This is a genomic window from Pseudomonas sp. B707, from assembly GCF_022496685.1.
Lineage (GTDB): Bacteria > Pseudomonadota > Gammaproteobacteria > Pseudomonadales > Pseudomonadaceae > Aquipseudomonas > Aquipseudomonas paraglycinae.
The window spans coordinates 48,767-69,566 of record NZ_WTVE01000026.1 but is presented as its reverse complement, the minus strand read 5'-3'; the positions used below and the strand labels follow the sequence as shown (position 1 = coordinate 69,566).

The window sequence follows — 20,800 nt, the reverse complement described above, 5'->3', positions numbered from 1 at the left end:
TATATTCGGCAGCCTCAACAGACGGATAACCGGGCCCACCCGGAGACACGCCTGATGAGCGAGCTTTTTTACAACGCTGTGCCCAACGCCACTCGCGTCGCACCGCCACTGCCCGAACCCCGGCAATACCCCAGCGAGAAACCGTCGCGGGTCTACCTGTTCGGCACGTGCGTGGTCGATCTGTTCTATCCGGAAGCCGGGATGGACGCGATCCACTTGCTGGAACGCGAGGGCATTCGGGTCGATTACCCGCAAGGGCAGAGCTGCTGCGGACAACCGGCCTACACCTCGGGTTACACCGAGCAGGCACGGACGGTGGCGCGCTCGCAACTGGCGCTGTTTGCCGGGGACTATCCGGTGGTGGTGCCGTCGGGTTCCTGCGCCGGGATGATCCGCGAGCATTACGCCGACTTGTTCAAGGATGAGCCGGAAACGTTGAAACAGGTTCAGGCCCTCGCGGCCCGCACCTATGAGCTGGCCGAGTTTCTGCTGTTCGTCTGCAAGGTGCAGCTCAAGGACAGCGGCGAGCCGGTCAAAGTGGCGCTGCACACCTCGTGTTCGGCGCGACGGGAAATGAACACCCACCTGCACGGCCGCGAGTTGTTGGCGCAGTTGAGCAACGTGGAACGGGTCAACCACGATCACGAAAGCGAATGCTGTGGCTTCGGTGGGACATTCAGCGTCCGTATGCCAGACATTTCCGGCGCGATGGTGGCTGACAAGACCCGGGCGTTGAAGGAATCCGGCGCGCATCAGGTACTCAGTGCCGATTGCGGCTGCTTGATGAACATCAACGGCTCGCTGGAAAAACAGCAGGAAGCGCTGCGCGGGCAACACCTGGCGAGCTTCCTCTGGCAACGAACCGGAGGTGCGCGATGAGCACTTCCACGATTATTCCTACGGTTGCCGTAGAAGAAGATTTCCGCACCCGGGCGCACAACGCCCTGGGCGATTCGCAGTTGCGGAACAACTTCCGCACCGCGATGGATTCACTGATGACCAAGCGGGCAGCGGCTTTCAGCGATGCCCACGAAAGAGAACACTTGCGCGCCCTGGGCAACTCGATCAGGGCGCGTGCGCTCTCCAAGTTGCCCGACCTGCTCGAGCAACTGGAACAGAACCTGACCCGCAACGGTGTGACAGTGCACTGGGCGGAAACGGTGGACGAGGCCAATGGCATCGTCCTTTCGATCATCCGCGCTCACGAGGCGCGGCAAGTGATCAAGGGCAAATCGATGGTCAGCGAAGAGATGGAGATGAACCATTTCCTCGAGGCTCGGGACATTGAATGTCTGGAGTCCGACATGGGGGAGTACATCGTCCAGCTCGACCACGAGAAGCCTTCTCACATAATCATGCCGGCAATCCACAAGAATGCCGGTCAGGTCGCGTCCTTGTTCCACGACAAACTTGGCGTGGAATACACCAAGGACGTTGACCAACTCATTCAGATCGGTCGCAGGGTTCTGCGGCAGAAATTCTTCGAAGCGGACATCGGCGTCTCCGGCGTCAACTTCGCCGTGGCCGAAACCGGCACCCTGCTGCTGGTGGAAAACGAAGGCAACGGCCGCATGACCACCACCGTGCCACCGGTGCACATCGCCGTTACCGGTATCGAAAAAGTCGTGGAAAACCTGCGCGACGTAGTGCCGCTGCTGTCATTGCTGACCCGCTCGGCGCTGGGCATCCCGATCACCACCTACGTCAACATGATCTCCGGCCCGCGCAAGGAACATGAACTCGACGGCCCACAGGAAGTGCATCTGGTGCTGCTCGACAACGGTCGCAGCCAGGCTTTCGCCGACAGTGAACTGCGCCAGACGTTGAACTGCATCCGCTGCGGCGCCTGCATGAACCATTGCCCGGTCTACACCCGCGTCGGCGGCCATACCTACGGCGAGGTTTACCCCGGCCCGATCGGCAAAATCATCACCCCGCACATGGTCGGCCTGGCGAAAGTGCCGGATCACCCGAGCGCGTCTTCGTTATGCGGCGCCTGCGGTGAAGTCTGCCCAGTGAAAATTCCGATCCCCGCCTTGCTGCGTCGCCTGCGCGAAGAGAACGTCAAAGCCCCCGACAGTCCTCATCAAGTGATGCGCGGTCAGGGCAGCAAGTATTCGCGCAAAGAACGCTTCATCTGGAACGCCTGGGCGAAGCTCAACAGCTCGCCGACCCTCTATCGACTGTTTGCGTTTTTCGCCACACGCCTGCGCGCGCTGGCGCCGAACAACATCGGGCCGTGGACGCAGAATCACAGCGCACCGAAACCCGCCGCCCGCTCACTGCATGACATGGCTCGCGAACACCTGGCCAAACGAGGAGACCGTTGATGAGCGCCAAGCAAAATATCCTCGGCAAGTTAAGGAAAAGTCTGACCGGCACCACACCGATTGCCGACAACTTTGACGTCGATCTGGTGACCCAGCCTTACACCTACAGCGCCGAACAACGGATCCCGCAACTGCGCAAATTGATGGAAGCGGTGCACACCGAAATCCACCTGAGTTCCGCTGATGGGTGGCCAGCGCTGCTGGCGCAATTGCTGCGCGACCGCCAGTTGCCGAGCCTGCTGATCGCACCGACTACACCTCACGGGCAGCGCATCACACAGCACTGGGCGAACAATCCTGATCTGCCGGCGCTGAAGTCCTACGACCGACCGATGGAAGAGTGGAAAGCCGAGTTGTTCAACGACACCCCGGCCAGCCTGACCGGCACCCTCGGCGCCATTGCCGCCACCGGCAGCCTGATTCTGTGGCCGACCCGCGAAGAACCACGGCTGATGAGCCTGGTACCGCCGGTGCATTTCGCCCTGCTCAAGGCCAGCCAGATCCGCGACAACTTCTATCAGGTGCAGCAGGAATTCGAGTGGGCGCAAGGCATGCCGACCAATGCATTGCTGGTGTCTGGCCCGTCGAAAACCGCCGACATCGAACAAGTCCTGGCTTACGGCGCTCACGGCCCGAAAGACCTGGTGGTGTTGATCCTGGAGGACCAATGACCTTACCGGCGACTTTCCTGCAAGATGCGCAGCAACTGATTCCAGCCGAACGGCGTTTCGACGATCCGCTGTCGACCCTGGCCTTCGGCACCGACGCCAGCTTCTACCGGTTGATTCCGCAACTGGTGATCCGCGTCGAATCCGAAGATGAAGTGGTAGCGCTGCTGAAACTGGCCCAGCGCGATCAGGTCCCGGTGACCTTCCGCGCCGCCGGCACCAGCCTGTCCGGCCAGGCGATCAGCGATTCGGTGTTGATCGTGCTTGGGGATAACTGGAGCGCCCGGGAGATCCGAGGGCAAGGCACGCAAATCCGCCTGCAACCGGGCGTCATCGGCGCCCAGGCCAACGCATGGCTGGCGCCATTCGGACGCAAGATCGGTCCGGATCCCGCCTCGATCAACGCCTGCAAAATCGGTGGCATCGTCGCCAACAACGCCAGCGGCATGTGCTGCGGCACCGCGCAAAACACCTATCACACGCTGGCCGGGATTCGTCTGGTGCTGGCCGACGGCACCCGCCTCGACACCGAAGATGCCGCCAGCGTCGCGGCGTTTCGAGTCAGCCACGGTGAATTGCTGGAACGCCTGGCGAGCTTGGGCCGCGAGACCCGCGCCAATGCCGAACTGGTCGCGCGAATCCGCCACAAATACCGTCTGAAAAATACCACCGGCCTGTCGCTCAACGCCCTGGTGGATTTCGATGAGCCTGTGGATATCCTGAGCCACTTGCTGGTCGGCTCCGAAGGCACTCTCGGTTTCATCAGCGCCGTGACTTACGACACGGTTGTCGACCATCCGAACAAGGCCTCGGCGCTGATCGTATTCCCTGATGTGGAAACCTGCTGCAACGCCGTCACCGTGCTGAAAAGCCAACCGGTGTCCGCCGTGGAACTGCTCGACCGCCGCAGCCTGCGCTCGGTGCAGGACAAACCCGGCATGCCGGCTTTCGTACAGCAGCTGTCGAACAATGCCTGCGCGCTGTTGATCGAATCCCGCGCTGCCTCTTCCACTTTGCTGCAGGAACAACTGGCGCAGATCATGGCGTCGCTCAATGGCTTCCCGGTGGAAAAGCAGGTCGACTTCACCGAAGACCCGGTCGAAAACGCCCGCCTCTGGGCGATCCGCAAAGACACCTTCCCCGCCGTCGGCGCCGTACGCAAGACCGGCACCACGGTGATCATCGAAGACGTCACCTTCCCGGTGGAGCAACTGGCGATCGGCGTGAACCGTCTGATCGAGCTGTTCGACAAACATAACTACGACGAAGCGATCCTTTTCGGACACGCGCTGGAAGGTAATCTGCACTTCGTCTTCACCCAAGGCTTCAACAGCGCGGAAGAAGTCGCACGCTATCAGGCGTTCATGGACGACGTGGCGCAACTGGTGGCCGTGGAGTTTGGCGGTTCGCTGAAGGCGGAACACGGCACCGGACGCAACATGGCGCCCTTCGTCGAACTCGAATGGGGCAGCGACGCCTATCAATTGATGTGGCAGCTCAAACGCCTGCTCGACCCCAACGGCATTCTCAATCCGGACGTGGTGCTCAGCGAAGATCCGCAGATCCACCTCAAGCACCTGAAACCGCTGCCGGCGGCTGACGAGATTGTGGATAAATGCATCGAGTGCGGCTTCTGCGAGCCGGTCTGCCCTTCGAAAGGCCTGACCCTGAGCCCGCGCCAGCGCATCGTGATCTGGCGCGATATCCAGGCGCGAAAACGCGCCGGGATCGACACCACCGAACTGGAAAAAGCCTACGATTACCAAGGCATCGATACCTGCGCGGCAACCGGTTTATGTGCGCAACGTTGCCCTGTAGGCATCAACACCGGCGAGCTGGTGAAAAAGCTTCGCGTACGACACGCCACGCATACGAAAACCGCCAACTTGATCGAAGGAAATTTCGCCACCACCCTGCAAGGTGCGCGTTTCACCCTGCATGTGGCCAACGGTGCGCGGATGTTGTTGGGTGCACCGCGACTGGCGAAGCTGTCGGCGACCCTGACGCGGCTGTCCAAAGGTCAGGTGCCGCTGTGGACCAACGCGATGCCGCAACCGGAAAAAGCCATTCGCTTCAGCCCGGCCGTGTCTGACGAGCGCCCGCGCGTCGTGTACTTGGCAGCCTGCGTCTCGCGGGTGATGGGACCGGCAGCGGGCGACAAGGAGCAGATGTCGCTGTACGACAAAACCCGTGGGCTGCTGGAAAAGGCCGGTTATCAGGTGGTGTTCCCGGACAATCTGGACAACCTCTGCTGCGGCCAGCCTTTCGCGTCCAAGGGCTATGCCGAGCAGGCCGAGCACAAGCGTCAGGAGCTGATTGGCGCATTGCTCCAGGCCAGTCGCGGCGGGCTCGATCCGATCTATTGCGACACCAGCCCCTGCACGTTGCGGCTGGTGCAGGACGTGGGAAATGTTCGCCTGGATCTGTATGACCCTGTGCGATTCATTCGTACGCATCTGATGGATCGGCTCGACTTCACCCCGCAGGAAGCACCGATTGCCGTTCACGTGACGTGCAGCACTCAGCATCTCGGGGAAAGCCAGGCGCTGATAGCCCTGGCGCGCAAATGCAGCAAGACGGTGGTGATCCCGGAAGGCATTCACTGCTGCGGGTTCGCCGGCGACAAGGGTTTCACCACACCGGAGCTCAACAGCCACTCACTGCGAACGCTCAAGGATGCGGTGCAACAGTGCAGCGAGGGGATTTCCACCAGCCGCACCTGTGAGATCGGTCTGACGCAACACGGTGGAATCGACTACCACGGCCTAGTGTATCTGGTGGATCGGGTGACCCGAGCCAAAGCCCCCGCAACTGCCGTCTGAAGAAAAATAGAACCCTTGCGAGCGACCGCAGTCCACAGAACAGGCCCCGAACAATCGGGGCTTGTCCTCCATTCGGTTGCCCGTCCTGACGGCCAGCGAAGTCTGGATCCCTCAGTTCAAGGAGATTCATATGAAACGTTCTGTACTGTTAGGTCTGTTCGTTACTGCCTCGATGATGGCGTCGGCTTCGTTCGCTGCCGACAAGCCCGCTGACCTGTGTGATGCCAATCTGCAAACCATCAACAACGCCAAGGCGCAGGCAATGGCATCACCCGACCTGAATCAACGGGTAGAAGCCAGTGTGCAGAAGGCCCAGGCACTCAAGGCCCAGGGCAAGATCGACGAATGCGTGGCTGAAACCCAGCAAACCATTCTGGAAATCCGCAAATCCAGCGGAACCAACAACTGATCGAAGCTCAGGCCAACCTTCGGGTTGGCCTTGTGAGCCGTTTGGCGTACACTGCGCAGGCTTGTTGCTCACAAGATCCACAGAGCACCAGGCTCGGGGCCGTTTAGGATTCGACGCCGGTTGCGAAACTCTAGGTGCATGCCGACTTGGTAACAGAAGTCGTAAATCCACTGTTGCAACTACTTATAGTTGCCAATGACGACCAATACGGTGCTGCTCTCGCTGCTTAATTGCAGCTGACATGCACTCCTGGTACCTTCGGGTCCAGCAATCATCAGGGGATGTCTGTAAACCCAAAATGATTGTCATATAGAACAGAATCGCCGTGCAGTACGTTGTGGACGAAGCGGCTAAAACTTACACAACTCGCCCAAAGCACCCTGCCCGTCGGGTCGCTGAGGGTTAACTTAATAGACACGGCTACGCATGTAGTACCGACAGCGGAGTACTGGCGGACGGGGGTTCAAATCCCCCCGGCTCCACCAAATAGACAAAAAAGACGTCCATGGACGTCTTTTTTGTGTCTGCGATTCGGTGCTGATTTGGGAACTTCAAATCAGCACCTGCTTTTTCGGCCAACGAGGCTTTTTACGCAGGCATGTAAAAATAGCTCAACGGCACCAATCGCTTGGTCTCCGGATCAGTAGCCGGGTAATGGGCCATCAGAGTGCGAGCCAGTTCATCCAGCGTCCACATTGTCAGATGGACATGGGCCCTCTCTCCCTCATAAAGCGCCTCCTTGGTGAACCCGCCAGTGCTGACATACAGCCCGCGATCATCCTTGTGCCGACCGCCCAAGAAGCTACGAATCTCACTACTCCCCATCCGGGCATTTCGATGTTTAACCTCCACAACAATGCGTGGCGGTTCAAATCCAAAACCATCAGGGGAAGCGATGATGTCTTTCCCCCTGTCAGCACCGGCCGGGGATACGAGTGTCTTGTAACCCATAGCTCGCAAAATCCCGGCTACCAGCTCCTGCATTTCAGCCCAATCCAGACTGTTGATTTGGTCCTTGATCCTCTCAAAGGCAATCTCTTGAACATCTTTCAACGGGTCTTCCAGAGCCTCTGGGTCTTCAATAAGATCTTTCGGCGTAGCGGAGACGTTTTTACCAGTAGCGAGGGCCAGCAATTCCTTCTGAGCATCCTCTGCAACATTAAATACGGTTAGTGTTGATCCCAGACTGTTTCTGCTCGCGCCAGTTAGCTTGTCGCGATCAACTTCCTCTGGGAACCACTCAACAGACCGAGTTAAAGACATCCCATCATCCGCCAGATCTGGGCGAAGCTGGCATTCGCCAGTGAAGCGACCGACCAGATACGTTCGGTTCGCGGGAGAATACGTAACGACCGTATCGCCAATGCTGATTTCGTTAACGAAACGAAATACCTGTGAAGCACCAGATACGGCACTCCCGTCCTTAATCCCTGGCTGGAGGTCTTTATAGGCCTGAATCAACGCCTTCCGAGAAACACCTGGCTTGGCCTCAGGGGCTAGTTGAGCCCAACCAATCGCCGCCATATTGCGATCTCTGAAATCGTCATAGAGACGGCCGCCGTCACCTCGAATCATCCACATCGCTGGCATGCTGACACTCGTTATTTCCATGAATTCGAAGTGAGACTGTAGCAATGGTGGGCGTTTGTGTGAACGAAAAGCACGACTATAGCGGCCAGATAATGCCATAGCTCTGCCGGTCGTTTTAGTATCGTGGCCATGCTCCGGAATGAGGGCGTCGAGGTGGGACACTTCCAGATCAGAGGATTAATGAAGAAGCAGCGGTTGATCAGCAGAAATTGGTTCTCATGTGTGTAAGAAAGCCCCGGCTGAATGCCCGGAACTCCCGACCTCCTCTATCAGCAGTACGCCGTGGCAACACCGAACACGACTTAGTGCGCTGACATCACCTATATCTGGGCAAAGGGCCACTGGAAACGGATGCAGGGCTGGGCGATATCGATCTGGTCATCCAAACACTCGACAGGGCTTTTGAAATGCGTCGCAGGCCAAGAGACGTCCTGTTTCATAGCAATCAGGGAAGCCAATACGGCAGGCGTAATTTACGCCAGCAACTGTGGCGCTATCGGATGACCCAAAGCATGAGCAGACCGAAAAAACTGCTACTCCCTACCGATAGAGCAGCTGTTTCGTAGCCTGAAGAAGGTTTTGACTGAGCAGGACATGGGTGTCGATACCTCATAACTGGCCACGGCCTTATCCGCACAACGGTTTCGTGCCACTGGCGGCTGCGGAAATTGTTGACAACCAATTTAGGGATGGGTGCCAACCCTAACAGGACGCCCATTAAATTTGCCCTCCAACCCCCTTGAATTTATCGACAAAAATAGCAACTTTGCGAAAGACCCTTTGTTTTTTTGCCAAGTAAGCCGGATTAAGTGGACTCATCTTAGGCAAAACGGAACTGAGCTCAGTTCCATTATCGCTAGCAAACTCCCGCTTCAGTGAAGTGGCGATGTAGCGCTTAGCCGCCACTTCATTCAACTCCTCATCGCTGACCAGCTCTTGGGCCTCGCGCCGCTGCTCTGATTGGGCGAAAGTGAAAAAAGCATCGATCACGCTAGCCTTGTCATCAATTCGATCCAAATCGGTCTGGTTGATGAAATCCACCACCAGGCTTTCTTTGGCTCGGTTGCCCAGGCTAGCTCGAATTACCCGGCGCATCTCCTCGACCAGCACCGCCTTGTCCTTGACCTTCTTATTCTTCTCGAAGATGAGCTCAAGGATGTAATCCAGATTGATTTCCTGAGACTTGAGCAGGTCCACTTCGAAAACCACATCGTCCCAATCGATAGTGGACTCGCTTGCTTCGTTGCCCGCTTTCTCGCGCCTCAGCCAATCGCGGATGTCATTGTAGGTGGAGCGATAGTCCTGCACCTTACGCTCGGCAGGTAGGCGGATGGTCTGCAGCTCGGCTACCTTCTCGTCATCCAGGTGGTGTTCGAGCTTAAATGCTTCCACGGCCTGCGGGTCGCTAATATCGACCGTTTGCAGCGCCTTCAGCGCCGCAAACTCGTCGTAGTTCTGCAGCACACTTTCCACACGTAGGTACTCACCAAACAACTTGGCGAAGTCTTTCTTCTCCGATTCCTTGATGATGTTGGCCGGGTCGGGAAAACGTTGCTCCAGCTCCGCAACCACATCCATGAAGCCACGCCGCGCCTCGCCGGTCAGCGTGTCGGTGAAGCCCTCCATGTACTCCTTGTAACTTTTTTCCAGCACTACGTTGCGCGTGTTCTTGTCGCCGAACAACGTGATGGCATCGACCGTAGCCTGCTCCAGATCGCGGAAGGTGATTATATTGCCGAAAGTCTTGGTGGCGTCGAAGATACGATTGGTGCGTGAATAGGCCTGGATCAGGCCGTGATAGCGCAGGTTTTTGTCGACGAACAGCGTGTTGAGCGTTGGCGCATCGAAGCCGGTCAGGAACATGCCGACCACAATCAGCAGGTCGATTTCCTGTTCCTTCACGCGCTTGGCCAGGTCGCGGTAGTAGTTCTGGAAACCCTTGCTGTCCACGCCAAAACTACTTTTAAAAAGCGCGTTGTAGTCAGCAATCGCCGCGCTCAGGAACTCTTTAGCGGTGCTGTCCATCGCCGACACTTCGAAGCTCTCATCGACGATGTCACCAATGGCGTCCTGTTCTTCATTGGGGGCGAAGGAGAAGATGGTTGCGATGCGCAGCGGCTTGTCGCTGCCTTCCTGCAGCTTTTGCAGTGTCTCGTAGTACGCCTTGGCGGCATCGACGCTGCTCACCGCGAACATGGCATTGAAGCCCCTGTTTGCTCCCTGTACACGATGGGTCTTCTGGCGAAAATGAGTGAGCAGATACTGCGAGATTTCTCGGATGCGCGTGGGGTGGAGCAAAGCCTGGCGGTTCTCTGCGGCGCTGAGCTTCTTCTCGTCCTGCTCGGTTTCCAGAGCCTTGAACTGTGGACGGACATCGTTGTAGTCAACCTTGAACTTGAGCACCTTCTCGTCACGGATGGCATCTGTGATTACATAGGAATGCAGCTCGCGGCCAAACACGCTGGCGGTTGTATCGGCGCCCAGTGCATTTTTTGGGAAGATCGGCGTGCCTGTGAAGCCGAACTGATAGAAGCGCTTGAACTTCCTCTTCAAATTCTTCTGCGCCTCGCCAAACTGGCTGCGGTGGCACTCGTCGAAGATGAACACCACCTGCTGGTGGAACACCGGCAGGTCGCCTTCGCTCTTCATCAGGTTGTTAAGCTTCTGGATGGTTGTGACGATGATCTTGTTGTCGTCCTTATCCAGGTTGCGCTTGAGGCCCGCCGTGCTCTCTGAGCCATTGACACTGTCGGGTGAAAAACGCTGGTACTCTTTCATGGTCTGGTAATCCAGATCCTTGCGATCCACAACGAAGAACACTTTGTCGATGAACTCCAGCTCGGTGGCCAAACGCGCAGCCTTGAAGCTGGTCAGCGTCTTGCCTGAGCCGGTAGTGTGCCAAATAAAACCGCCGCCCTCAGCGCTGTTCCAGCGCTTGGCCTGCCAGGCACTGCGGATCTTCCATAGGATGCGCTCGGTAGCGGCAATCTGGTACGGGCGCATCACTAGCAGGGTGTTGCTGACGTCGAACACCGAATAGGTGAGTAGTACATCGAGCAGGGTGCGCTTCTGGAAGAAGGTCGCGGTAAAATCCTTCAGATCTTTAATCGGGCTGTTGTCCGCCTGCGCCCAGTTCATGGTGAAGTCAAAACTATGCTTGTTGCGCTGGGTGGTGTTGGCGAAGTAGCGCGTATCGGTGCCATTGGAGATCACGAACAGCTGCAGATACCGGAACAGCGAATGCGCGGTGTTGAAGCTCTCCTTGCTGTAGCGGTGCACCTGATTGAAGGCTTCGCGGATCGCCACGCCACGCTTCTTCAGCTCCACCTGCACCAACGGCAGGCCATTGACCAGAATCGTCACGTCATAGCGGTTGGCGTGGCTGCCCGCCTGCTCGAACTGCTTGATAACCTGCATCTTATTGCGGGCCAGGTTCTTCTTGTCCAGCAGGTAAATATTCTGGATGCGCCCGTCATCGAACACGAAGTCATGTACATGGTCATCGTGAACCTTGCGGGTCTTGTCGAGGATGTTGTCACTGGGTTTGTCCAACCAGCTTTCCACGAAGCGCTCCCATTCGGCCTCGGAAAATTCGACTCTGTTCAGCGCCTGCAACTGCGTGCGCACATTGGCCATCAGCGCCGGCATCGTCTTCAGCCCGGTGGAATGCTCATAGCCCTGATTGACCAGATCCTGGATGAACTCGCGCTCCAGATCGCCTTCACTCTGGTAGCTCTCGGCAACTTTCCATTCCTTGGCGTATTTATCCAGGACGATGAAGTTGTTAGATTCAGCGATGACCTTGCTGTACTCAAGCATTTTGTTGTTCCTGTTGCCAGTATCGATGGCTGCTATTCAAGTGGTCGAGTAACAGTTTGACCATCGCTTTCTCTGCGGGCGTTGGCTCGGCGATCGCTTCATTCGATAGCGTGCTGTGGCTGGTGAAATTGAGAACTCTGCTCAAATAAAGCTGCTTGTCATCAGGCAAAAGGTCGGACCACTTTGGGTGGCCAAGAAAGCTGGCTGTTTTCTCGTAGAGGTTACGCAGCAAGGTGAAATGAAACCGTTCAACCTTGTTTTCAGCAATCGCCTGCTCAATGGTTTGCTTCAGGTGCAGGTGATAGGAAAAGCTCTTGTTGGAGTCGCCGCGTTTCTCAGTAAGCACAAAGCTGCCGTCTTCAAACCGCTCCAGCATGTAACAGGTCTTGCCATTCAGTTCATTAAAGAGCACATTATAGAACAGTGGGTTGTGCGTCGAAACGATGAACTTCAGATTGGACTGACTTGATTTGATCAGACTGGCCAGATTGACTGCCAGCTCAATCAAATGGTTTTCATCGAGGGAGCTGACGGGGTCGTCAATGAAGACATACTCCAGCTGATCAAAGGCGCCAGTCTCGCGCTCGCCCGGCTCGGCAAGATTTAAAATCGTTACCGCCTGATCCAGCAAGGTGTAGAAAACACTCCAAATAAAATTGCTCTCTTCGCCTTTGGAAAGCTTTATATGAGGGGAATGCTCCTCGTTACCGCGCTCTAGGGAGAAGGTGACTTCATCAAAATCAGCGCTGAAATGCGGCGTTAGCTTGTCGTTCGCATAACGCTGAAAATAATGAATGATATTTCCATCTTGCCCCAGATCCTTGAGTAGCGTCAGCAGCCAACTGGTATAAGAATTGGGCTGAATCCTCAATTTGTACTCGGCATCACCCACCAGATCGTTATCCCAATAGAACAGGTCTTCGGTGAAGGCGTTGTAATAGAGAATCTTGTTGCGTGATAGTTCAGGCTCGCCTACTTCCTCATCGCCCACTACGCCATCGGTCTTAGGCGCAATAAGTTGCTTGAACTCACGCGACAGGCGCGTCTTGCCCGTACCGTTGAAGGCGTAGATCAGTTGCACCTTCCCGTTGGCGTCTTTCAGTTGCTGGGCAATCTCGGTCAGCGTGTTATTCATATTAAGCTGTAATCTCTTCCGGTTTTGGGAAGCCCAGCAGCAGGTCGCGATAGTACTCGTATTGCTTCTGTCGGAGCGCGGCCTCGCGGGGCAGAACTTCGCTGATAGAGTTGGTGAGAGTATCTAACTTGTCCAGAACTGTGGCAATGCGCTCTTGTTCACTCATTGGCGGAAGTTGGACTTTCAAGCTCTTTAGGAGGCCGCCCGTCACCAGCGGCTGCCCAGCACCTACCGCGTATTGGTTCAAGTTCATGTGCGCTAACTGATGAAAAGCAAAGCGTACGTTCCACGCCTCATTGGGTCGAACTATTAGCGTGTTATCAGACACGTCAAAACTACCGACGACTGCGTTAACTCGCCCAGCATTTGCGCCGACGCGAGCAACAAGAAGCACATTGCCCGAGTAGGCTGCTTCATTTGTAAAGCCGATCAGGCCTGTAGATCCATAGACTGGAACAGCGCCCTCGGTAGTTCGAACCTTATTTCGTCCCGAAGCAATGCTTGTTGTGATCATCTCAAGCGTCTTCCACTCCAACTCTTGCTCTTCAAAACTCAACAACCGGTTACAGTAGTAGTTGTATTGCTTTTCGCGAATGCTAAGCTCGGCGGTTAGCTCGGCGGTAAGCTCGGAGGTAAGCTCAGTGAAGGTGTCGAGCATACGCACGATTTCGGACTGGATTTCTAACGATTTTTTGGGATTGTCTGGGCAGGGAATGGGAATCCGAATCTTTGCCATATCAGTGGCAGATACGTCGATTACTTTTGTTCCCTTTGCGTACTTTCTTTTCTCACCAAAAAACTCGCTCGTCTGGGTGAAATAGGCAAAGTATTTACCGAGCAAGCAACTGCCAGGCCTCAAGATGGTTGCGTGGCCTCCTGTTACAGCCTGTTGCTCTCCAAGATAAACAAGAGCCTTCCCCACATCCTTAAGGTTCTCGCTTGTATTGGTAATTACCACATCCCCCTGATTGACTTTTCTTAATTGCCTAGCCAAATAAGGTGATACAAACGATTTTGTTTTAGACGTGGACAAACCGTAATGAGTGTAGATCTGGCCATAGTGGATAGCTGGCACACCTTTTTCGGTGAAATCCTTTTTTTGCAAGCCGCTACCGCGAACTAACTCGCCGAGCTCGCTCAGCGCCTTCCACTCCACTGCCACCCCATCCAACAGGCTGTCCATGAAACTAATGTTACTCATGCCTCAGCCTCCTCACCTTCGATCTCTGCGACGATTGCATCAATCTCAGACCGAAGCTGAGCAATCCGGGCGACTGTCTTTTTCAGCTCTAAATTGAGCTGGGCAATGCTCACCACTTCACGAGTGTCCCTAGCTTCCACATAACTACTAACCGACAGGTTGTAATCGTTGGCGGCCACCTTTTCCAACGGCACCGACTGCGCGAAGTGATCGACATTCTCTTTGCTATCGAACACCTGCATGATGCGCTCGATATGCGCGTCTTCCAGCAAGTTATTATTGGTGCCCTTCTTGAAAAGCGCGCTGGCGTCGATGAACTGGGTTGTGGTGTCGGTCTTGTTTCTCGCCAGCACCAGAATGTTCACGGCGATGGTGGTGCCGAAGAACAGGTTGGGCGCTAGCGAGATCACCGTTTCCACATAGTTGTTGTCCAACAGGTATTGGCGGATCTTCTGTTCAGCGCCGCGCCGGTAGAAAATGCCGGGGAAGCAGACGATGGCCGCGCGCCCCCTGCCAGACAGGTAACTCAAAGCATGCAGCACAAAGGCGAAGTCGGCTTTGGACTTGGGCGCCAGCACGCCGGCTGGGGCAAAACGGTCGTCATTGATCAACGTCGGGTCGTCGTCGCCGATCCACTTCACCGAATACGGCGGATTGGAGACGATGGCGTCGAAGGGTTTGTCGTCCCCGAAGTGCGGAGCGCGCAGCGTGTCGCCGAGCTGGATGTTGAACTTGTCATAGTTGATGTTGTGCAGAAACATGTTCATCCGCGCCAGGTTGTAGGTGGTATGGTTCACCTCTTGGCCGAAGAACCCATCCTCAATGACATGGGCGTCGAAATGCTTTTTCGCCTGCAGCAGCAGCGAGCCGGAGCCGCACGCCGGGTCGTAGATTTTGTTGACGCTGGTCTGCTTGTGCATCGCCAACTGGGCGATCAGCTTGGACACATGCTGCGGGGTAAAGAATTCGCCGCCGGATTTGCCGGCATTGGCCGCATAGTTGGAGATGAGGAACTCGTAGGCGTCGCCGAACAGGTCGATGTGACTGGCATCGAAGCTGCCGAACTCCAGCTTGCTCACGCCCTTGAGCACGTCCGCCAAGCGCTTGTTCTTGTCGGCGACGGTATTGCCTAGGCGGTTGCTGGTGGTATCGAAATCGGCGAACAGGCCCTTGATGTCCTGCTCGGAGGCGTAGCCGTTGGCCGAGCTCTCAATAGCGGCAAAGATGCGCGCCAGATCGGTATTCAAGCTGTCGTTGCTGCTGGCCTTGGCGACCACGTTGCTGAACAGCTGGCTGGGGCAATAAAATAGCCTTTGGTCCTGATGGCGTCATCTTTGGCGGAGGCGATCAGCGGGTCATCATCCTCCATCACCGCGTAATCAACCGCGCTGTCGCCGCCGGTAATGTAGTCAACGAAGTTCTCGCTGATGAAACGGTAGAACAGGGTGCCAAGCACGTACTGCTTGAAGTCCCAGCCATCGACGGCGCCACGCACGTCATTGGCGATGGCCCAGATCTGACGTTGTAGGGCGTTACGTTGTTGGGTACTGGTCATACTGCTTATCCTGTTTCATACGGTTTTCATGATCTTTCCAAAGCATTCGGACCTGACCTGAATCGTGTTATGTGCGTGTCGAGCCGACGTTGGCACAAGGACGCTCATTCTATGTGCTCCCTTCAATTAGATATACTGCCGTAGGCCTTCTTTACCCCCTACAATCAATAGCATACCCACAAAAACACGCTGACTTTCGCGGCTTGATGACACAGTGAAACCGCCTGCCGTGTGGATGAATGCCGAAACCGCTTCTCTTGCTTTTTCCACTGCCAGTGTGAGGATCTGCCCTATGAGGTTGGGTGGGGGTTGCTCGATATTTCGTACTCAGCCCCAGTTTTTTGCACGTCGCAAACCTGGGCGAGTTAATCCAAATGAAACTTTCTCAAGATCATTGTTGGTGTCGATCTTCGTTTTAACGATAAATCCCAAGACGTCACCGACACCGCACATCTGAAGGCTCCTGCGAAAAGCTGCTCCCCTTCTGCGTTGAAGCTGACTGAAAGCTTACTTGGCCAAGGTGCCTGCTGATCGAGCTAGGGGCAGATCGCAGAGGTGGACATACGTATCGCAACATTGAATGTGAATGCGTGTGGGGACATCGTACGCGCAGGGGCAAACCAACAGCACGATCTTTTGCTTGATAGATTCGATCCCGATTCCTTTTTGGGGAAGAAGTTAAAAAATCGCAGTCCATCGAAAGCCAGACCACCCAGCATTTCACCTAGTACCCAAGAATATTTACCAATAAATGATTAACTAGTAAAAATATAGATACCGAATTTTTTCAAATTACCCCGTCCCACCAACTCTCAAACGACAAGACCCTCCCAGTGCGGGCATTGTCGCATCTGCAGTTCCGCCCACCCACCGTCCTAGGAAATTTCCCGCAACCCGCGTCGACTTTCATGAACTGGTTCAAGATGCTTCCAAACGCTAGTCTTCGCGCTCCGCTGCAACCCGGCAGATGGTTTACCAAAGGAATTCGCCGGGAGCCTGAAACCATGGAGCCTCGTCATGAAAAAAGACACCCGAAGCCTGCCTGATCAAACACCGTCTCACGAAACCGAATCGAAAGAACCGGCTGTGCTTGCCCAGCCTCAGGAATACGTGAGAAAGCCGCGTCGCACCCTGCCGTTCAACGAGATTTTCTCCGTGCGCACCGACGTGGACACGGCCACTCTGCTGACCCATGCCTGTGAAACCCTGGCGGCGCTCAACATGATGACGGCGAACATCGCCGATGATTTCACAGGCTCTCAGCGCAGCCGCTTGCTGGCGATCCGGCAGCTGTCGATCATGACCGAAATGCTGGTCAATCGCGCCGTGGAGAACCTTGATCCAGTGAATCTGGTGCCCCGTACGACGGCGCCTGTCGTGCACTGAAAAACGACCGCTCGTCGATGACGCAAGTCGTTCATCGACATGAACTTTTCTTCACCCCGGCGGCGGTGATGGCCGTGTACATTGGCCTCGCTCATTCAAGAAACTACGGTTCGCCCGCGCTCCTGCGGGCTTTTTTTTGTCCGGAATTTGGCGGCGATTTGTATTTTCCCGCCCACCGGGCAATTCTGGTGATCAATCCCGAGACCCGGAGCACCCGATGCCGCTGCTGACCCTGCCCTGTCAACGCCTCACGCTCGCGGTACTCGACCCGGATCAAGCGCCGCTGGAAAGCGCGTTCTACCAGCGCAATCAACGTCACCTCGCGCCGTGGTCACCGATCCGCACCACCGACTATTTCTCCACGGAACAGATCCGCCGACGCCTTGAAATACAGGCCAGTGCCTTCGAAGCCGGGCTGGCGGTGCATATGGCGTTGCTGACTCCGGACGGCGAGCAAATGATCGGTGCCTGCAATTTCAGCGGGATCATCCGCGGTGCGTTTCAGGCGTGTTATCTGGGCTATCACATCGACGAGGCGCATCAGGGCAAGGGGTTGATGCAGGAAGCGCTGGAGGCGGCCATCGCCTATATGTTCGAGACCCAGAACCTGCACCGGATCATGGCCAACTACATTCCCGGCAATGAGCGCAGCGCCCGGTTGCTGGAGCGCCTCGGGTTCGAGCGTGAAGGCTATGCCAAGGCGTACCTGAACATCGCCGGGCGCTGGCAGGATCATGTGCTGACGGCGCGGGTCAATTCGCGTTTCGAAACGCCGGAGCAACGCTGGTCGCGGCCGCTGTCGTGACGTTCACAAATTATTAAGGATTGGCCGCGTAAGCTCGGGTTTCCGCTCACTTCCGGTTGCCTGAACCCATGTCGCGTGCCGCCTCTTCCCTGCTTCTGCTTGCCGCTCTGCTGTTCTTTTTCGCCCTCGGCAGCCATCAACTGCAAGGTTCCACCGAGGCCCGGGTTGCGGGCATTGCGATGGAAATGCACCTGGACAACGACTGGGTGACGCCGCGTCTGTTCGGCGAGCCTTTTCTGGAAAAACCACCCCTGAGCCTGTGGCTGGACGCCGGCGCCCTGCGTATTTTCGGCGTCTCGCCCTGGGCGGTGCGACTGGCGTCGGCGGTGGCCGGGTTGCTCAGCGTGATGCTGCTGTACGCCATGTTGCGCCGCTTCGAACGCCCGAAGGCCATCGCCTGGACGGCGGGGATTTTGCTGGCGACCATGGCCAGTTACTGGAGCAACGTGCGCGGGGTCGGCGAGGATGCTCTGCTTGCTCTCGGCGTGACCATGGTGTTGCTGGCGTTTTTTCAAGCGCAGCGGGCATCGACCTCAGGCAACTCGTTGCTGTTTGTAGTCGGGATTGCGATTGCCACGTTGAGCAAGGGCGTGCTCGGGCTGGCGATGCCGGGCGTGGTGATTTTCGCTTTTCTGCTGGCCGACAATCTGATGGACAAGCGCTTCAAGCTGACGGACTGGCTGCGTCCGGGTTTGCTGACCCTTGTCGGTCTGATCCCGTTGATGATCTGGCTCGCCGTGCTCTATCAGCGTGGTGGCATCCAGGCAGTCAGCGAAGTGTTGCTGACCAACAGCGTAGGACGTTTCAGCGGATCGTTCGTCGAAGCCGGGCACTACGAGCCGTTCTACTACTACATCGCCAAGCTGCCGCAGGCGTTCCTGCCGTGGAACATTCTGGTGTACCTGGGTCTGTGGCATTTCCGCAAGGAGCTGAAGGCCAACCGTTACCTGCTGTTTTTCAGCCTGTGGATCATTGCGCAGTTCATCCTGCTGACCCTGGCCTCAAGCAAACGCACGGTGTACCTGATGTCGATGACACCCGCAGCGGCAGTGGTCGCGGCGGAATATGCGGGCGTACTATTCAACAGATTGAAGGATCACAAGAACGGTTTTGTCGGACGCATCGCCCGGCATCGTCAGACAGTGGCGGCGGGCATATTGGCGGTGGTCATCGCCAGCTACCTTGGCGCCGCGCAATGGGCACTGCCCAACGCCGATAAACACCTGTCGTTCCTGCCGCTGACCGAACACATTCAGGCCCTGCAGGCGAGCGGCAATCAGGTCGCGTTGTTTCAAGCCAACGAACGGGTCGGCGGCGCCAGCGTGTTCTACACCCAAAGCGTCCTCAAGGGCCTGGACACCGATGCGCAGCTACGGGACTTTCTCAGTGCATCGCCATCGAACATCGCCGTGATGTCGGGAGACAGCGAACCCACCGCCCCGCTGAAAGTCCACAAGACCATGATGGTCGGGCGCCAGGCGTATTACTTCGTCGGCTATTGAAACCACAACAGCACAAACAAAAAACCCGCCGGTGATGGCGGGTTTTTCATTTCAGCGGCGAGGACTCAGAGAGAAACCTCAGGCTGTGCGCCGAACACCTTCCGCTCTCGCTTGCTCAACACCGGCAATTCCAGACGAGCCCGCCCGTAGAACGCCAGCGCCGTCAGCAAACACGCCAGCCACACGAAGATCCCGGCCCAGAACGTGTGGGACATGTAGTGCCAGCCCTGTAAGACTCGCGTAGTGCCGTAGACAAAACCGAGCAGCAGCGAGCCCCACAACAACGCGCTGGAGAAACGCCACTGATAACGACGCGCCACGAAATACAGCGCCAGCATAGTGAAACCACCCGAGGCATGGCCGCCCGGCCAGCAACGCCCTTCACCCGCTTCGTGGAACAGCTGGAAATTGTTGTACCACTCGATGTGCGGCATCTTTCCGCCGTACAGCGTGGTCTCGATCGGGCAGTAGACGCTGGTATGCGCCTTGAGGAAATGGATCACCCCGGTGCAGACCGCGAAAGCCACCACCACAAACAGAAAATCCCTACGGTGATCGGCGGCAAAACGCAGCACCGGCGCGACTTTACAGCGCTCGAGAAAACCGCCCAGACGCGGATGCTTTTGCGGTTTCACCAGCGGCCAGACCAACGACAACACGGCGCCGATCAAGGCGATTTCAGCGGTCCAGTTCGGAATGATCCGCGCCCACTTGTGGGTCAGTTTTTCAAAGAAGTGAATCTTGTCGAGCGGAAAGGTGTGGGTCAGTGGATCGAACAGCAAATTGCTGAAAGCGATGTCGATGTTGGTCATGTCGAACATCAGAAAAACCACAGCTGCGCAGAGCAGCGGGATGCCGAAGTTGTAAGCATAAAAGCGGGATTTCATCGGGTGGTCACCGTGCGCCAGTCTGAGGCTTCAATGAAGCCGAGCATCTGTGGGGCCGCCGGGCTGGCGGCGGAAACAAACAGCGATGCGCCGTACCCGAGAGTCGAGGCCGGCACCTTGAGGTCCTTTTCCAGCTGCGCCATGCATTCGCTGTGGGTCACCAGAATCAGGTTGCGTCCCGGTACTTTGTGCGCGAGCGCGTCCTGCAGCATCCGGCCCTTGCAGCTGATCAGCCAGTCTTCGCCGGTCGCGGCCTTGTTGAACATGTAGCCGGCGGTCTGCACGGTGCGCATCATCGGGCTGTTGTAGATGTCGGCCTTGTCCAGGCCCAACTGCTCGAACTGCGCGCCGACGCTCACCGCGACACTGCGCGAGCGATCGGTGATGCCATCGTGGCCGCTCAGGCACGGGGCTTTCGAGTGGTCGCAGCGCTCGACGTGACGCACCAGCACGATGATGTCGCCTTTGCTCCAACCGTCCTTCAGCGCCTGCGCGCCGGCCACATTGCCGTGGGCAAGGTCAGGCACGGCCGCCGGGGCCAGCAGCCAGAGGATCAAAGGGATTACCAGCGCCGAGGCCGCCAATACCACCCAGGTGTTTCGAAAACGGGCCAGACCGCTCAGATCAATCGAGCGCTTGACGCCGAACAGACTCAGTCGCAATTCCACAAAAAGCCGCCATCACTTGTCAT

Annotated in this window: 17 protein-coding genes and 1 other RNA gene; 10 read left to right on the top strand and 8 right to left on the bottom strand. The window is 56.7% G+C overall.

Features of this window, described 5'->3' with window-relative positions:
* The first annotated feature begins 54 nt into the window (after nucleotides 1–54).
* From GQX66_RS15180 to ssrA, 6 genes are all read left to right on the top strand, one after another.
* Nucleotides 55–879, top strand: coding sequence for a (Fe-S)-binding protein (locus GQX66_RS15180; RefSeq protein WP_039769136.1), 825 nt, complete (start codon nucleotides 55–57; stop codon nucleotides 877–879).
* On the top strand, nucleotides 876–2,330 hold the full coding sequence (locus GQX66_RS15175) for a LutB/LldF family L-lactate oxidation iron-sulfur protein (RefSeq protein ID WP_240869928.1): 1,455 nt from the start codon (nucleotides 876–878) through the stop codon (nucleotides 2,328–2,330). The genes GQX66_RS15180 and GQX66_RS15175 overlap by 4 nt, the downstream gene beginning before the upstream one ends.
* On the top strand, nucleotides 2,330–3,001 hold the full coding sequence (locus GQX66_RS15170) for a lactate utilization protein C (protein WP_134021824.1): 672 nt from the start codon (nucleotides 2,330–2,332) through the stop codon (nucleotides 2,999–3,001). Before GQX66_RS15175 ends, GQX66_RS15170 begins: the two co-directional genes overlap by 1 nt.
* Nucleotides 2,998–5,820, top strand: a complete 2,823-nt coding sequence (locus GQX66_RS15165) for an FAD-binding and (Fe-S)-binding domain-containing protein (protein ID WP_240869927.1) — start codon at nucleotides 2,998–3,000, stop codon at nucleotides 5,818–5,820. The genes GQX66_RS15170 and GQX66_RS15165 overlap by 4 nt, the downstream gene beginning before the upstream one ends.
* 130 nt (nucleotides 5,821–5,950) lie before the next feature.
* Nucleotides 5,951–6,229 (top strand): hypothetical protein, encoded by a 279-nt coding sequence (locus tag GQX66_RS15160; RefSeq protein ID WP_240869925.1) that lies wholly within the window; start codon nucleotides 5,951–5,953, stop codon nucleotides 6,227–6,229.
* Nucleotides 6,230–6,324: 95 nt separating this feature from the next.
* Nucleotides 6,325–6,714, top strand: a transfer-messenger RNA (tmRNA) gene (gene ssrA, locus GQX66_RS15155).
* A gap of 103 nt (nucleotides 6,715–6,817) precedes the next feature.
* Here ssrA and GQX66_RS15150 read toward each other — a convergent pair.
* The 6 genes from GQX66_RS15150 to GQX66_RS15125 form a co-directional block, all read right to left on the bottom strand.
* The gene (locus GQX66_RS15150; RefSeq protein WP_240869924.1) at nucleotides 6,818–7,819 is read right to left on the bottom strand and encodes a restriction endonuclease; all 1,002 of its coding nucleotides are present in this window, start codon (nucleotides 7,817–7,819) and stop codon (nucleotides 6,818–6,820) included.
* A gap of 717 nt (nucleotides 7,820–8,536) precedes the next feature.
* A complete protein-coding gene (locus GQX66_RS15145) occupies nucleotides 8,537–11,638 on the bottom strand; it encodes a type I restriction endonuclease subunit R (protein WP_240869922.1) in 3,102 nt (1,033 codons plus the stop codon).
* Nucleotides 11,631–12,773 carry an AAA family ATPase gene (locus tag GQX66_RS15140; protein ID WP_240869920.1) on the bottom strand — a complete coding sequence of 381 codons (1,143 nt, stop codon included), beginning with the start codon at nucleotides 12,771–12,773 and terminating at the stop codon, nucleotides 11,631–11,633. The genes GQX66_RS15145 and GQX66_RS15140 overlap by 8 nt, the downstream gene beginning before the upstream one ends.
* 1 nt (nucleotide 12,774) lies before the next feature.
* Nucleotides 12,775–13,974, bottom strand: coding sequence for a restriction endonuclease subunit S (locus tag GQX66_RS15135; protein ID WP_240869918.1), 1,200 nt, complete (start codon nucleotides 13,972–13,974; stop codon nucleotides 12,775–12,777).
* Nucleotides 13,971–15,251 (bottom strand): type I restriction-modification system subunit M, encoded by a 1,281-nt coding sequence (locus GQX66_RS15130; RefSeq protein WP_240869915.1) that lies wholly within the window; start codon nucleotides 15,249–15,251, stop codon nucleotides 13,971–13,973. The genes GQX66_RS15135 and GQX66_RS15130 overlap by 4 nt, the downstream gene beginning before the upstream one ends.
* Complete coding sequence (locus GQX66_RS15125) at nucleotides 15,218–15,529, bottom strand: type I restriction-modification system subunit M N-terminal domain-containing protein (protein WP_240869914.1); 312 nt, start codon at nucleotides 15,527–15,529, stop codon at nucleotides 15,218–15,220. The genes GQX66_RS15130 and GQX66_RS15125 overlap by 34 nt, the downstream gene beginning before the upstream one ends.
* 1,017 nt (nucleotides 15,530–16,546) lie before the next feature.
* On the opposite strand from GQX66_RS15125, the gene GQX66_RS15120 reads away from it, so the two are divergent.
* The 4 genes from GQX66_RS15120 (at nucleotide 16,547) to GQX66_RS15105 (ending at nucleotide 19,222) form a co-directional block, all read left to right on the top strand.
* Complete coding sequence (locus GQX66_RS15120; RefSeq protein WP_240869913.1) at nucleotides 16,547–16,915, top strand: DUF6124 family protein; 369 nt, start codon at nucleotides 16,547–16,549, stop codon at nucleotides 16,913–16,915.
* A gap of 17 nt (nucleotides 16,916–16,932) precedes the next feature.
* Nucleotides 16,933–17,145 carry a hypothetical protein gene (locus GQX66_RS15115; protein ID WP_240869912.1) on the top strand — a complete coding sequence of 71 codons (213 nt, stop codon included), beginning with the start codon at nucleotides 16,933–16,935 and terminating at the stop codon, nucleotides 17,143–17,145.
* Entirely contained in the window at nucleotides 17,133–17,720 is a 588-nt protein-coding gene (rimJ, locus tag GQX66_RS15110; protein WP_240869911.1) for a ribosomal protein S5-alanine N-acetyltransferase, read from the top strand. The genes GQX66_RS15115 and rimJ overlap by 13 nt, the downstream gene beginning before the upstream one ends.
* A 68-nt stretch (nucleotides 17,721–17,788) precedes the next feature.
* Nucleotides 17,789–19,222, top strand: coding sequence for a glycosyltransferase family 39 protein (locus GQX66_RS15105; protein ID WP_240869910.1), 1,434 nt, complete (start codon nucleotides 17,789–17,791; stop codon nucleotides 19,220–19,222).
* A 65-nt stretch (nucleotides 19,223–19,287) separates the two neighbouring features.
* On the opposite strand, the gene GQX66_RS15100 is transcribed toward GQX66_RS15105, so the two are convergent.
* Nucleotides 19,288–20,109 (bottom strand): phosphatase PAP2 family protein, encoded by an 822-nt coding sequence (locus GQX66_RS15100; RefSeq protein ID WP_240869909.1) that lies wholly within the window; start codon nucleotides 20,107–20,109, stop codon nucleotides 19,288–19,290.
* Nucleotides 20,106–20,777, bottom strand: a complete 672-nt coding sequence (locus tag GQX66_RS15095) for a histidine phosphatase family protein (protein WP_240869907.1) — start codon at nucleotides 20,775–20,777, stop codon at nucleotides 20,106–20,108. The genes GQX66_RS15100 and GQX66_RS15095 overlap by 4 nt, the downstream gene beginning before the upstream one ends.
* Between the last annotated feature and the right edge of the window lie 23 nt (nucleotides 20,778–20,800).

Coding starts and splice junctions, on each gene's coding strand:
- GQX66_RS15180 (WP_039769136.1), top strand. CDS start 55: ATGAGCGAGCTTTTTTACAACGCTGTGCCCAACGCCACTCGCGTCGCA.
- GQX66_RS15175 (WP_240869928.1), top strand. CDS start 876: ATGAGCACTTCCACGATTATTCCTACGGTTGCCGTAGAAGAAGATTTC.
- GQX66_RS15170 (WP_134021824.1), top strand. CDS start 2,330: ATGAGCGCCAAGCAAAATATCCTCGGCAAGTTAAGGAAAAGTCTGACC.
- GQX66_RS15165 (WP_240869927.1), top strand. CDS start 2,998: ATGACCTTACCGGCGACTTTCCTGCAAGATGCGCAGCAACTGATTCCA.
- GQX66_RS15160 (WP_240869925.1), top strand. CDS start 5,951: ATGAAACGTTCTGTACTGTTAGGTCTGTTCGTTACTGCCTCGATGATG.
- GQX66_RS15150 (WP_240869924.1), bottom strand. CDS start 7,819: ATGCCAGCGATGTGGATGATTCGAGGTGACGGCGGCCGTCTCTATGAC.
- GQX66_RS15145 (WP_240869922.1), bottom strand. CDS start 11,638: ATGCTTGAGTACAGCAAGGTCATCGCTGAATCTAACAACTTCATCGTC.
- GQX66_RS15140 (WP_240869920.1), bottom strand. CDS start 12,773: ATGAATAACACGCTGACCGAGATTGCCCAGCAACTGAAAGACGCCAAC.
- GQX66_RS15135 (WP_240869918.1), bottom strand. CDS start 13,974: ATGAGTAACATTAGTTTCATGGACAGCCTGTTGGATGGGGTGGCAGTG.
- GQX66_RS15125 (WP_240869914.1), bottom strand. CDS start 15,529: ATGACCAGTACCCAACAACGTAACGCCCTACAACGTCAGATCTGGGCC.
- GQX66_RS15120 (WP_240869913.1), top strand. CDS start 16,547: ATGAAAAAAGACACCCGAAGCCTGCCTGATCAAACACCGTCTCACGAA.
- GQX66_RS15115 (WP_240869912.1), top strand. CDS start 16,933: ATGACGCAAGTCGTTCATCGACATGAACTTTTCTTCACCCCGGCGGCG.
- rimJ (WP_240869911.1), top strand. CDS start 17,133: ATGCCGCTGCTGACCCTGCCCTGTCAACGCCTCACGCTCGCGGTACTC.
- GQX66_RS15105 (WP_240869910.1), top strand. CDS start 17,789: ATGTCGCGTGCCGCCTCTTCCCTGCTTCTGCTTGCCGCTCTGCTGTTC.
- GQX66_RS15100 (WP_240869909.1), bottom strand. CDS start 20,109: ATGAAATCCCGCTTTTATGCTTACAACTTCGGCATCCCGCTGCTCTGC.